Below are 11,995 nucleotides of genomic sequence, written 5' to 3' on the forward strand. Positions count from 1 at the left end.
ACTGGCACTTGAACCCAAAATACTCTATAACAACAATAATAACTATCAGAGCCAAAATAAAAACTGACTAACAGCTTTCCTCTGGAAATGCCATCCCCCTTTTCTGATTAAAGCTTCCCTTCTTTTATCCATGTAACAATCTGGACGGAACCAAGAACGGAAACAAAGAGCAAGGATAACAATGTAATCACCCAAATGGAAAGGCGGCCAATTTCCCCTAGAGCGTCCGCAGTGAGTACAACAAATATAAATACGCCAATCAACATTAGATAACAAAAACATTTAGCGCAATATAAGAAGTCCTTAATGCTCTATCCTTCATAAACATCTCCTTCATTTCCATTGCTTTCTATGTACCTTTTTAAATCACTGTTATTCTATTAGTATGGGTTGAATACTTTTAAGCATTTTTAAAATAGATCACGTTATCTGTCCACTCCCCGAACTCATAAATATAACCTTTTCTCACACATTCGAAATCCATTCCGACACTTTCGGCTAACCGGATAGAATTATGATTATCAAGATTGATGTGTGCCTCAACCCGATGATATTTCAGGTCAGAAAAAGCCATATCCAAAGCTGCTTTTACAGCTTCCTTTCCAAAGCCCTTGCCCCAAAACTGATTATGTAGCGTATAGCCGATTCTGCCCCATTGAAAGTCTTCCCGGGTCAGAGTTGAAAAATCGATCATACCCAGATGTTTCCCGTCTGTCTTTCGAAACACACCGAAAACATAGGCAGTGTCATTCTTAGCCAGAGATTGATGCTTTTCAACTAAACTTGCAAACCAACTTACCGTACATTCTTCCATATCCATCTTTCCTTGGTCATGTCTATAATGAGATGGCAATCTATCATTGAAGCCCTTAAGCCACGCAGAATAGTCTTCCTGGATTAACGGCCTGACTATCAAACGGTCTGTTTCATTTAAATATGTAAATGTTTCCAATCTCGCACCTCTTATCTTATAACTGCATGTCTCCCCTATGATATAAAAGAAACACCATTATCTCGGTTGATAACCCGTTTGATTACTATATTGCTGTACTATTTAGACGAAGCAATCAGCCGCAATGTTTCAAATTTTTCGAATTCAATTCTATTATAACATTGCTCAAAAAAAGGCCGGAATTATTTAGATTCCGGCCTTCATTTCTTTATTTAGTTACTATTTTTTTAAAAAAATTTTAATATAAAAAGAGGTAGTTCCCTCTTGGAACTCGTTTACACTCTCCTTCCAAGCAGACATCGTTAATGGTCAAGTTTGATAGAATGTTTTTCTCCTTCTCTTAAAACAACCCTTCAACTCTATGACTTCACTCTTACAAAATCAGCCTTATTGACATTGTTTTTAACAGGCTTTCCTGACGTGTCAAGATTCTTCTTAAATTTCTGTCCATAGTATGAATAACCTGAAGCTGCCCTGATATACCCTTCCATCATAAGCGCAACAGCAAACATGACGAGCGCAAAGGATAGGATGGGGGTCAACGGGATCCATGGTGCTCCTTGCAGATACCGGAAAGTGTCACCTATCAACCCGGACCATTCATTGGTTGATGATTGAGGCGGATCATTGACTAACTGGTAATCTACTTCTGTTCCACCCAAAAACAGTTTCAGCAGCCCTAGGTGAATAAAGATAATCAAGGTCTGCATGACCTGCTGCCCAAAGAGGATCACAATTTTTTCACGCATGCGGGGAGAATATGCTTGATGATAATTCTGAATCTTCCCGCACCCAGCGTCTTCGCGCTTGAAATGAACTCCTCTTTGTTCACTCGAGCAATTTCATTACCCAGAAAAGCAGAAAGCACTGGCACAATCAGGAAGATCAGTACAAGTCCTTCAAGGATAAACCTTTCTGTCATAGTAGTAGAAAAACCTTCAGGAGGTTCCCACAGAATCGGATAAAGCAAGAAATAAGCCAAAATGGACATGGGAATATAGTGAAATGAGTCTACTGCTCCATTAAAAATTTTTTTGTATTTTTGAAGATAGATTCCAATCAGAAAACCAAATGGGAGAGCTATAAACACACGAAGAAACCCTATCGCAAATGAAGCCAGAATGGTATATTTTGCGCCAATAATAACCTTTCCCAGCATATCCAAGCCAAGAGGGTCAGTGCCAAAAGGAAAGGCCAATTTAGGCGATATGGGTGCTGATTCGACCGGCACATTATCAACCGAAATGTAATAAAGTTTCCTGACCTCATTGTCCCAGAGAAAGCTGTAGATAAAGCTGGAGATCAAAAACACGGCAATAATGATCAAACCGGAAAGGAAAAGAGGATTCTTCCAAACTCTTCTCTTCATCACAACTCCTCTCCTCTATTGGCTTTATTGGACAGTATCATTTCTCCCAGATTGTAAAATATATAAAGCGGAATGAATATCGAGAGCAGGGACAACACAAATAGGATCGGCTGCATGGTTGACATTAGAAATCTGGTGATTCCAGGAATGTTGAAAAGCAGTTCGATTACAAAAAGATTGGAGAGCATGAACCAAACCGTTTTTTTGGATTGAAAAAATACACTCACGATTGAGTTTCGAAGTATGTGGGAAATCAGAATGACCAACTTTCCAACACCAATCGACCTTGCGAGAAGAACATAGTCTTTCTGTATCTCCGTTTCAAATGACAGAATGGAAACCCTGAAGAGATGGACAGCCGGCAGAATTGCAAGGAGTAAGATGGGCAGAAAATAGGCCTTTTCTTCATACGTTGAGGCTGTATTGAAAAGCAGGAGGCCGGTTTTTTTGTAAAAATACACAATGGTCAATTGTGCCATTAGAATGATTAAAAGATCAGGCAGTGCCTCCAGAAAATAAAGTGCCAATTTAATTCTGCTGCGAATTCGGTCGTTGAAGAGCATTGCTACGACTGTAAATACCAATGCAAGAATCAAAGCTAAAAAGAAAGATGAGAATAGAACAGTCAATGAATACAGAATCGGATCAAAAAGATAAGGAAATAGATCTCTTTCCTTCTGGCCTCCTATCACTGTATAAGTAAGAGATCCTGGATTTAACAAATCATTTATAATCCCCTGGACGACTTGCCAGTATTGTGTGAAATTCAATGTTTTCTCATTAAGGCCGGATAGTAACGCAGGCAGCCCGCCAGCCAGGACGATGCCTGCTAACGATACTGCAAATAAAATCACTCTCTGATATACTTTCACCATTCCACCCCCTTTTATGGCACGGCACTCTTCAAGCTACCGAACATCATTCTCTCCGTGTTTATCAGTTCACGGTCAATATTTCCATATAACCTGAACCCGGTATGAAGTTCCTTATCTTTAAAGTAGTGATATACACCTGCAACCTGGCTGCTGTTATATAAATTTTCACCTTTTCGCCCGATCAGTTTCTGAACAGACTGCTTTTGTGTGTGGGGAAATAGTTCCAATAAGAGCACATAATCCTTTCTTGCTTCAGGAATACCGAAGGAAAGTGAAAAAGCGCCGCCCTTACCAATTAGAATTTCTTCTTCCCTTATAATGGTTTGCAGTCTGGCATCCACCAGGCTGGCTTCCAAAATTGTCCCATTAGGGAGCGAGCTTTCCCCTATTACAATGGCCTCATGCTTTTTCCTCTGAGTCGTCGCTTGAATAACAGGCTCGCCATTTAAGAGAGACGCTTCAATTGATTTGTCATTAGAAAAGGGGTGGACAAGATAGCTGCCTATAATTGGTGTCAAAATTAAAAGGGTACTCAAAAGAGCAAGGTTATATTTCAAAGATTGTGAATATTTCTGAGTCCATTTCTTCCTGTTCGCCTTCCTCCAGATCATTTCAAATTCTACCGAGGAGCTTTCTTTCCTATCTACCTCGCGGAAAAGTCTTGAGTAATCCTTATCCTTCAACTGCATCCTCTCCCTTCTGTGAAAATTTCTCCAAATCCAACCGCCTTAATTGTTTCAGTGCTGTATTCATCCTGGATTTTGCCGTTCCCTCGGGGATTCTAAGCACATCTGCAGACTCCCTTAAAGTGAATCCTAAATAAAAGTGCAGAATGAGAATCTCCCTGCTTTTAATAGACAATCCTTTGACTGCTTCCCATATTTCCCTTACTTCTTCATTGTGCATAAAAATGTCTTCGAGGGAATTGATCCGGTCATCTTCTATATTGTCCGTAAATATCGAGAGCCTGTCCATCCACTTTTGTTTTCTCATAATCGACCTTGTGACATTGATGGTTATAGTATATATCCAGGGCTTGATTGGCTTTGTTTCGTCATATGTATGGTACTTTGTTAAAATCCTGATGAATGTTTCCTGTGTGATATCATCGGCCAGACTTCTTGACTTGGTCAGCAGCAGTGCAGTTCTGTAAACATAATCCCTGAATTCACTAAATAATTCCTCAGCTTGTGATTCATTCAGATATAAGATCATCTCCTCCTCCTTTCTTAGTGCTCATATGTAATACTCCTTTAAGGCTGAAATGGTTCGGTGTAAATTATATATTTTTGAGACTCCTTGCTTTTGAATCTCTTCACTAAATTTCTTCTAACAAAAATACCCCGTAAGAAGCCCCCGGGGTATTAAAGATTCGACAATTTAGCGGAAATCACTCGAAATTTATTAATTTGCTTTTTATCTCTTCTGCAGAACCTTCTTTAAATTGAAGATAATAGATTTCATCTTTTAAAACGGATTCTAACTGCTCCTCTATTGAAATGGTTCTCATTGTATTCATTTTAGTTGCGGCCAGTCCGCTCAGGATTGTAGTCAAATCGGGACTGCTATCTGTATCGCCAAGGAGGGAATCAATACTTTCCGGCTCTATATGGGAGAGCATATTAACCATCACACTTCGGGAAAGATCCAGTTGATCTTCTTCAGTCCAGTTTGTGCCATTCCCATTTGAGACAGCGGAAGTCGTCAGAAGTGCAGCTGCTTCTTCACCATCCAGGTAATTGGTTCCTTTAGGAAGCTCAATTTGGCTGCCATCAAACGAAAATAACGTTTTTTTCTCATTCAGTTTGAAATTTGTTTCGCCTATAGTGTTCAACAAGTTTGCGAAATCATTTTCCTCCAGAGTTACATAGTGATCGATTTTCATATCCAGTGCTTTTGAGATGGATTTTTTGACGGATTCTCCACCACCCCTAAACGCATAAATATTTGTAAGCTTATCCATGTCCGATTCTCCTTCACCTGCAGGGATAACAGGTACATACATGTCGCTTGGAAGGGAGGTTAAGTTGATACTGCCATTGCTCTTGCTGTAACTGATGAGCAGATGAAGATCTGTTCTGTTATCTCGACCTTCCAACAGAAACAATAAAGTCGTCGCATTATTTAGTTCCATTGCAGCCTCTTGATCCGCTTGATCAGCTGCCTGGTTGTTTTCATCCCCGATTAAAGAATAAGCCAGAACAATTGAAAGGGTTATGAGGACAGCCGCCGCCATTAAGGGGGCAGCCCGGCGGCTTAGGTTCGATAGAAATAATTTACTCTTCTGATTATGATGATTCTCTATCTTTTGGAAGACTTTTTCCCTGTCCTCATGAGTAAATTTGAGGTCGGCATTATGAAATTCTTTTAATGTTTTTTCCAATTCTTTATCTTCCATATAATTCAGCCTCCTCCAACTTAATCTTCAACCTTTGCTTCGCTCTCCTTAACCGGGTTTTAACTGTGTTCACCCCAAGGTCTGTCACCTCTGCGACTTCTTCAATATTTAGTGAGTCATAATAATACAGATATAGCACTTCCCTGTATTTCTTAGGCAGAGAGAGCACAATATTTTTTATCTCCTGATTCTTTGCTTCCTTAAAAACAGATGATTCAGCAGAAGGAAGCATAGACTTTGTATTTTCCTGTATGTAATCCATTACCCTGACCTTTTTATGGTTCCAGCTTTTCAAATGGTCTTTGCACTCATTGATCGTGATCCGGTACAACCATGTCTTCATTTTGGAGTCTCCCCTGAATGAATCCAGCTTTTGATAGCACTTCACAAAAGCATTCTGCGTTATGTCCTTGGCAATATCAACATCTTTCACATAGGAATACGCCAGCCGGACCAACTCGTCTCCATACTCTTTCATGATCTGTTCCAGTAACGAATCACGTTTGCTCTTCTCCATGCTGCAGCTCCCTTTTCCCCTCACCTGTCTATGAATTTTATAATTTGACGATTTACCCTGTACAAAAAGTTTCATTTTGGGTGAATTTTTTTACTTTTGTTCTTTTATCTTCTTTTTCCGTTCCACTTCAACACATAGGCAGCCCACAGCCGCCAGCCCTATGAGACTAAAAATAAATGCTGCCAGGCCGGAGGTTGTTAAGGTGAAATAATACAATCCTGACAACGTACTCAAGGCAGTCACAGTCAAAAACAGCCAATGTCCCTTTCGTCTCAAAAATCTCATCCTTCAACCTCCATTACGAGTCAAAATATATCCTTGGATAACCTTTTCTCCAATTATTCCAAAACCTGTTAGTGAATACAATAGAAAAAAGCGCTAATACCCATTTCAGCCACGTCACCTGGAAAAGAAATGGCGGCCTTTTCTTTTCTTCTTCAAGGCTTATATGACACCGAGGGGCGGTGACAGAAACGCTGCTTCCCTTATAAAAAGGCTGATTTTGCCTATATTGCTGCTAACGGAAATCCCATCGATACTAAGGCTTTTCGCTCTATATGAAGCGAGAAGCTCTTTTCTCTCTTGCTTAACAGGATTGCCCCGATTCACTAAGGAGCTGTCTTGCTAAATTTAGATCCAATAGTTACAAACAGAGCCAAAAAAAAGTAAGAGCTGCGCTTATGAACAGCTCTTACTTTAATGCTTTATACTTCCGTGGTTACAACCAAATGTTCACTTAGTGTTTGTTGTAACGTCCCTTTGGTTTCTACATTGGAATCAAATAAAACCCCTGCATTAATCATTTTTCTTACAAGCTCTACCCGCAATCCTGTAATTACTGGTCTGCATCCCATCATTTTAATTCCATTCAGAATCTTTTCAAACTGAACAATCACATCCAGTTCCATTTCGGCAATTCCTGATAGATCAATGATGAGTGTTTGAATACCCATAGAACTGATTCCCATCAACACCTTTTCTTCTAGGGTTTTAACCCGGTGGGAATCAATCATGCCAATTAAAGGGAGTACAGCGATTGCTGCATTAATCGGGATGATAGGAACCGATAAATTCTCTACAAGCTTTCGCTGTGACAATAACTGTTCATCTTTATAATCGGAATAGCTGATAAAGAAAGTATTGAGGAACTGATCGACTCTGTCATTTATTTGTCTTTCTAAATCAAAGAACTTCTGGCTGCAAAACTCTTTATCCCTATTTAACTTTTCGTGTTGATATAGAAAGTACCACAGTGTCCTTCTGATGGCATGGACCCATTCCAGTTTGAACGCCACTGTCAAAGAATGCTGCGCCCATGCCGCCCCTTCGATTTCAGCAAACTCTATAACCTCGTTCTCTCTGTTCTCAGCAATGAACAAAGCCAGATCTTCTGCGTTTTTAAGCAGGTCAATGTTTCCTTTTTCGAGGATATCCTGAATTTTATTTCTTACGTTAATGGCTTCTGAAAGCAGCTTCTCTTTGAAGTTCCCCCTGTTCGCTGAAATAAACTCTGAAATTTCTTCTTTATGGATGAATTCTGTACTCACAAAGAACACGCTCCTTTAGTTTTTCCAGATATATTTTTTTATTCTTTGTACAATATAAAACTCCTTCCAGAAATTTTATTAAAGGCTATTCTTTTAAGAATATCGGTTGGTTCAAAATCAAAAATAGAATCAATCCCTTTTCCGACTTGAGAAGTGAATCTAATTCAAAAAATCTTCCAGCATTCTATTATAAATATCGGGCTGATCCATGTTTGCCGTATGACCAGCATTGGGAATCACCTCGCCCAGCACAGCTTCGTTTGTTTCTTTGAAGTAAGAAACTGCATCTGCTTCATGTCTTTCACTGCTTCCATTAAGTATCAATACAGGTACTGAGAGACTTTGTATATCCTCCTTTGAAATAGAAGGGTAGCGATACGTCATCGAATGAAGTACATAATGCAGCGTCTGTTTCCATTTCGCTCCATGCAGGTCGCTGAAATACTGAACTGCATTGGGATCATTTTTTTCAATGTTTAAGAAATATTCATACTGGGTTTCCATGAGTGGCTTCAAATCTTGGGGTATAAAAGGTGAATATCCTGTCAGAACAATTCCCTTAACTTGCCCGGGAGTCTTTAATGCAGTATGGATGGCCAGAGATGCTCCGAGAGACAACCCGACTAAATAACCAGGCCCCTTTTCCTTAATCAGCGAGATGATAAAGCCTAATGCTTCTTCAAAGTAAGATTCAGCAGCTTCTATGTCGTTTCCTCCATGCCCTGGCAAATCAACCGGAATCACTTCATATTTCTCTTCAAAATGGGAGATTTGATCCCCAAAGTGTGTTTGTGCGGTACCCATAAATCCATGCAGCAAATATACTCTTTCCAACTGCTTCTCCCCCTTGAAAAATTATTGATCTTTCCAAACACGTAATAAATGCTGGCTTGCTTTACAGGCCCTGTGCCCTTATATGTACTTTTCCATTCGGATATCGTTCCACATCCTGCCCTGCCAATATGTGAAATTTTCTATTTGGCCGATTTCCTGGTAACCGAGTTTTTGATAAAGCTTTCTTGCATGAGCGTTGTATTCGAACACACCCAGCTCTATACGTGAATGGCCTTCCTTCTTAATTTCGTTTTCTAAAAATCGTATTGCCTTATTGCCAATGCCTTTACCCCTGCCTTCAGGATGCCCAATAGTAATCCCAATCCAGGCTGTGCCGGGTTCTTTTTTAAAAAGATGAGAGGGATCAACCATGAAGTTCATATCCCCTATCAGCTGTTCATCCAGATATATTAAATATGTAGTGTGATGCTCAACACGCTTTTTCAATCCTTCCACGGTAACAGTCTGCCTGCTCTCGAGGGCAGACTTGCTTTGACTGGGACGAATCAATGGAACTAATTCAGGATCATTTTCCCAGCTATTAATAGCTTCTGCTATTTCAATGGTTGGCTCGTTTAACTTTTCAAAATAAACTCTCATTCTGTTTCTGTACTCCTTCGTCATTTGCTCTCTTCACTATATCTTGAACAAACTGATATTTTCCTTCTGTATAAGCGGATTCATCAGCCGGGTATTGAGAGGCAAGTTTGTTCTTTAATTCCTCATATTCTTTAGCAGCTAAAGGGTGGCTGTTCAAATAATGCCTGAAGGTGAGATGCTCGTTCCACCACTTGCCTTTAAATTCTACAACATGGAGGATATGTGTTTTGGTTAAGGTCTCTAAATCTGAAAACTTAGCAAAGACCTGTTTTCCTTGAAGTTTGACACCCGGCAGATGATAATATCCCTCTGCTTTCATGAGGGACCTGTCGAATTTGTTGAAATCTTCCATTCTATTTACGCCAACCAGGATATCCAGGACCGGTTTAGCTTTTATCCCTTCAATTGAAGTGCTTCCAAAATGCTCAATATCTTCTATTGACTCACCAATAATATTTATTAACAATTGTTTTTCCTTCTGAAAAAGTCTCTTCCAATTATTAGAATGGTCTGTTAAGATCACTTGTCCTTTCTTAACGCCTAACAGGATGAACGCCTCCTTTAGAATGGGTTCTTTCTTAAAGCTGTTTTCGCAAAGATTGTGGCTTTTCAAAAGTAATGGATTTCCACTCCAGCCGCACGACTCCGCGGGGCGGGCGGTGAAGCAAAAGTGGAAGCGGCCGTTTAGCGACGTACAGATTTAAGGGCTTTCGAATGAGATAAAGGAATCACGAAGAGCGATAGCGATTCGATGATGACTTATCGCAAGGAGGGAGACCGAAATCTGCTAGTCGCTGGCCGCTGGAGCTGGATGAGCCTAAGTCGTCATATAAAGGGAGAAAGCAGCAGATTTTACGGAAAGAGCCTAAATAGAAGAATTAGTCCGGCGCCACGATTTCCACCTTGATTCGATCAGGGTCTTCAAAGAAAACAGCGTAGTATCCTTTTCCTCCAGCAAATGGATGTCTGTCTGAATAAAGAATATTCACGCCCTTTTCTCTTAACTTTTCTGTTAGCTGGTCTACGTGTTTACGAGAAAGGGCATGGAAAGCCAAGTGATTGAGGCCTACTCTGCAGCGGTGGTAAGCTACATCAAGGAAGCGTTCCTCCGCTTGAACAAAGACAATATAGGTACCGTTCATGATCCAGCTGCGGCCGCTATCCCACTTTTGGAAGGTTTCGTAGCCAAGCTCTTTCAATAACCAGTCCCAAAAATCAACCGTTTCTCTTAAATCTGAAACATATAACTCGATATGATGCAGCATTATCTTGCTCCTTTCTTATAGCTTCAATTTAATTGAGTGTATAACAGGAGCTGTGTCTCCTTGTACTTTGATTAAAGCTATATCCGTTATGGCGCCGGACACTACTCCGACATTCATAGAACAATAGGTAAAAGCCTCGGCCAGCTTCTTTACAGACAACCTGTTTGCCAGCGTACAATGGGGAACCCATTCATCGGATTCATACAGAGGGTTATTTTTAACCTTGAACTCTTTAAAACCTTGATAATAACTGCTATGCAGATTTGTCAACTCTTCGGTGACGACAGGAGAAAGAAAGAGGGAGCCTGACTTCATAAAAGATCCGAGTGAGTTGAATGTGATATCGACGGGCTTCTGAGACTGATAAACTTCCTCCATCCTTTCTATGAATGCATCCTCCTTAATGCTGCGGCAGCTCGCCAATGTGATATGCGGAATTCGGTCAATCACCTCATAGGCATAATCAGAAATGGATTGTTCTTTCAGTTCTTTCCATATTCCCCTGACAGTTTTCTCTGTATGCTCATCAAGCAGCGCAATCAATCCGTACATTTCAGATCCTCCCTTTCCCTGATTCAGGCCTGGCATATGGACTGTCAAGCGGTTAAATACCTGGCGAAATTTTTTTGTTAATTTATACCAATCTGTTTTTCTCGCAAAAATTGAAACTTTCTGTCAATGACAATCGTACATATAGTATAAGAAAAAAAGGAGTGTCATAATGAAAAAATTCTCAAAAGTTTTAGCAACCGCAGCACTCGCTCTATCTTTGGGTGCCTGTTCAATGACCGCCTCGCCAGAAGATGATGCAAAGAATAAAAGTGATTTGACTCTGAAAGAAGTTTTCACGAATTCCCAGGAGGCTGATTCTGAACTATCCAGCGTACATATGGATATGGAGTTAACGCAAGTCTCTCACGATGAAGCAGCTGAAGAAGGAACCATGAATATGAGCACTACTTCTTCTACTGATCTTGTCATGGATCCGATGACTATGTATCAGACTTCTTCCGTCAATATGACGATGGATGAACTGGAAGGCAGTGAATTACCATTGGCACAAGTTGAGATGTACTTAACAGAGCAGGAGATTTACATGAAAGACAACATTCAGAATGAGTGGACGATAGTTCCAAACGAAATGGCAGACTTATTAAAAGATGCCGCTCTGCAGGAATCCTCTCTTCCTGAAAATCAATTAAAACAGCTGGAGCCTTACCTTGACGACTTTACCTTTAAGCAGGATGATGACAACTTTATTCTTCAGCTTTCTCTAGAGGAAGAAAAAGCGGATCAGCTTCTTAAAGAAGGAATGGCGCTTATGGGTGATGAACTTCAATCTTCTTTCCAAGGAGCAATGGAGGATATTTCCCTTTCAAAAATGGATTTGAAAATGTGGATTGATAAAGAAAGCTTCCATACAGTAAAAATGGATATCACCCAAAAAATAGAAATGACACAGGACGGCAAAAAAGTTAAGGTTGATCAAACCATGAAGAGCGGCTTCTCCAAATTCAATGAAATCGATTCAATCGAAGTGCCTGCAGAAGTTACGGAGTCTGCAGTTGAAATGGAGTCACCTTTTGGGCAGTAATTGACTGCCGGTCAATGTTGTAACTAAGAACAATATAACCTTTA

At 40.2% G+C, this 11,995-nt stretch carries 16 protein-coding genes; 1 reads left to right on the forward strand and 15 read right to left on the reverse strand.

Features of this window, described 5'->3' with window-relative positions; translation table 11 throughout:
* Positions 1-400 precede the first annotated feature (400 nt).
* From FZC79_RS16205 to FZC79_RS16275, 15 genes are all read right to left on the reverse strand, one after another.
* Positions 401-952: a GNAT family N-acetyltransferase gene (locus FZC79_RS16205; RefSeq protein ID WP_148947811.1), complete on the reverse strand. Its 552-nt coding sequence runs from the start codon at positions 950-952 to the stop codon at positions 401-403.
* Positions 953-1,311: 359 nt separating this feature from the next.
* A complete protein-coding gene (locus tag FZC79_RS16210) occupies positions 1,312-1,701 on the reverse strand; it encodes a hypothetical protein (RefSeq protein ID WP_148947812.1) in 390 nt (129 codons plus the stop codon).
* Entirely contained in the window at positions 1,683-2,321 is a 639-nt protein-coding gene (locus FZC79_RS16215; protein ID WP_148947813.1) for an ABC transporter permease subunit, read from the reverse strand. The genes FZC79_RS16210 and FZC79_RS16215 overlap by 19 nt, the downstream gene beginning before the upstream one ends.
* Positions 2,321-3,196, reverse strand: coding sequence for an ABC transporter permease subunit (locus tag FZC79_RS16220; RefSeq protein ID WP_148947814.1), 876 nt, complete (start codon positions 3,194-3,196; stop codon positions 2,321-2,323). Before FZC79_RS16220 ends, FZC79_RS16215 begins: the two co-directional genes overlap by 1 nt.
* Before the next feature lie 11 nt (positions 3,197-3,207).
* Positions 3,208-3,885, reverse strand: coding sequence for a hypothetical protein (locus tag FZC79_RS16225; RefSeq protein WP_187442828.1), 678 nt, complete (start codon positions 3,883-3,885; stop codon positions 3,208-3,210).
* Positions 3,869-4,411, reverse strand: coding sequence for an RNA polymerase sigma factor (locus FZC79_RS16230; protein WP_148947816.1), 543 nt, complete (start codon positions 4,409-4,411; stop codon positions 3,869-3,871). Before FZC79_RS16230 ends, FZC79_RS16225 begins: the two co-directional genes overlap by 17 nt.
* A 175-nt stretch (positions 4,412-4,586) precedes the next feature.
* A complete protein-coding gene (locus tag FZC79_RS16235; RefSeq protein ID WP_148947817.1) occupies positions 4,587-5,594 on the reverse strand; it encodes an LCP family protein in 1,008 nt (335 codons plus the stop codon).
* Entirely contained in the window at positions 5,584-6,111 is a 528-nt protein-coding gene (locus tag FZC79_RS16240; RefSeq protein ID WP_148947818.1) for a sigma-70 family RNA polymerase sigma factor, read from the reverse strand. Before FZC79_RS16240 ends, FZC79_RS16235 begins: the two co-directional genes overlap by 11 nt.
* 90 nt (positions 6,112-6,201) lie before the next feature.
* On the reverse strand, positions 6,202-6,396 hold the full coding sequence (locus FZC79_RS16245; RefSeq protein ID WP_148947819.1) for a hypothetical protein: 195 nt from the start codon (positions 6,394-6,396) through the stop codon (positions 6,202-6,204).
* Between the two features lie 419 nt (positions 6,397-6,815).
* Complete coding sequence (locus FZC79_RS16250) at positions 6,816-7,658, reverse strand: STAS domain-containing protein (RefSeq protein WP_148947820.1); 843 nt, start codon at positions 7,656-7,658, stop codon at positions 6,816-6,818.
* 159 nt (positions 7,659-7,817) lie between these two features.
* Positions 7,818-8,492 carry an alpha/beta fold hydrolase gene (locus FZC79_RS16255; RefSeq protein WP_148947821.1) on the reverse strand — a complete coding sequence of 225 codons (675 nt, stop codon included), beginning with the start codon at positions 8,490-8,492 and terminating at the stop codon, positions 7,818-7,820.
* Positions 8,493-8,570: 78 nt separating this feature from the next.
* Positions 8,571-9,092 carry a GNAT family N-acetyltransferase gene (locus FZC79_RS16260; protein WP_148947822.1) on the reverse strand — a complete coding sequence of 174 codons (522 nt, stop codon included), beginning with the start codon at positions 9,090-9,092 and terminating at the stop codon, positions 8,571-8,573.
* Positions 9,076-9,615 carry a GrpB family protein gene (locus FZC79_RS16265; protein ID WP_286365378.1) on the reverse strand — a complete coding sequence of 180 codons (540 nt, stop codon included), beginning with the start codon at positions 9,613-9,615 and terminating at the stop codon, positions 9,076-9,078. Before FZC79_RS16265 ends, FZC79_RS16260 begins: the two co-directional genes overlap by 17 nt.
* 355 nt (positions 9,616-9,970) lie before the next feature.
* Positions 9,971-10,357, reverse strand: a complete 387-nt coding sequence (locus FZC79_RS16270) for a VOC family protein (protein WP_148947823.1) — start codon at positions 10,355-10,357, stop codon at positions 9,971-9,973.
* A 15-nt stretch (positions 10,358-10,372) separates the two neighbouring features.
* Positions 10,373-10,909, reverse strand: coding sequence for a 2'-5' RNA ligase family protein (locus FZC79_RS16275; RefSeq protein WP_148947824.1), 537 nt, complete (start codon positions 10,907-10,909; stop codon positions 10,373-10,375).
* A 169-nt stretch (positions 10,910-11,078) separates the two neighbouring features.
* Between FZC79_RS16275 and FZC79_RS16280 the strand changes: the two genes are divergently transcribed.
* On the forward strand, positions 11,079-11,951 hold the full coding sequence (locus FZC79_RS16280) for a DUF6612 family protein (RefSeq protein WP_148947825.1): 873 nt from the start codon (positions 11,079-11,081) through the stop codon (positions 11,949-11,951).
* The last annotated feature ends 44 nt before the right edge of the window (positions 11,952-11,995 follow it).

This window comes from Rossellomorea vietnamensis (assembly GCF_008180615.1).
GTDB lineage: Bacteria > Bacillota > Bacilli > Bacillales > Bacillaceae_B > Rossellomorea > Rossellomorea vietnamensis_D.

What these genes read in the sequence shown, in the direction of transcription:
- FZC79_RS16210 (WP_148947812.1), bottom strand. Translation starts at nt 1,701, where the DNA reads ATGCGTGAAAAAATTGTGATCCTCTTTGGGCAGCAGGTCATGCAGACC.
- FZC79_RS16215 (WP_148947813.1), bottom strand. Translation starts at nt 2,321, where the DNA reads ATGAAGAGAAGAGTTTGGAAGAATCCTCTTTTCCTTTCCGGTTTGATC.
- FZC79_RS16220 (WP_148947814.1), bottom strand. Translation starts at nt 3,196, where the DNA reads ATGGTGAAAGTATATCAGAGAGTGATTTTATTTGCAGTATCGTTAGCA.
- FZC79_RS16225 (WP_187442828.1), bottom strand. Translation starts at nt 3,885, where the DNA reads ATGCAGTTGAAGGATAAGGATTACTCAAGACTTTTCCGCGAGGTAGAT.
- FZC79_RS16230 (WP_148947816.1), bottom strand. Translation starts at nt 4,411, where the DNA reads ATGATCTTATATCTGAATGAATCACAAGCTGAGGAATTATTTAGTGAA.
- FZC79_RS16235 (WP_148947817.1), bottom strand. Translation starts at nt 5,594, where the DNA reads ATGGAAGATAAAGAATTGGAAAAAACATTAAAAGAATTTCATAATGCC.
- FZC79_RS16240 (WP_148947818.1), bottom strand. Translation starts at nt 6,111, where the DNA reads ATGGAGAAGAGCAAACGTGATTCGTTACTGGAACAGATCATGAAAGAG.
- FZC79_RS16245 (WP_148947819.1), bottom strand. Translation starts at nt 6,396, where the DNA reads ATGAGATTTTTGAGACGAAAGGGACATTGGCTGTTTTTGACTGTGACT.
- FZC79_RS16260 (WP_148947822.1), bottom strand. Translation starts at nt 9,092, where the DNA reads ATGAGAGTTTATTTTGAAAAGTTAAACGAGCCAACCATTGAAATAGCA.
- FZC79_RS16270 (WP_148947823.1), bottom strand. Translation starts at nt 10,357, where the DNA reads ATGCTGCATCATATCGAGTTATATGTTTCAGATTTAAGAGAAACGGTT.
- FZC79_RS16275 (WP_148947824.1), bottom strand. Translation starts at nt 10,909, where the DNA reads ATGTACGGATTGATTGCGCTGCTTGATGAGCATACAGAGAAAACTGTC.
- FZC79_RS16280 (WP_148947825.1), top strand. Translation starts at nt 11,079, where the DNA reads ATGAAAAAATTCTCAAAAGTTTTAGCAACCGCAGCACTCGCTCTATCT.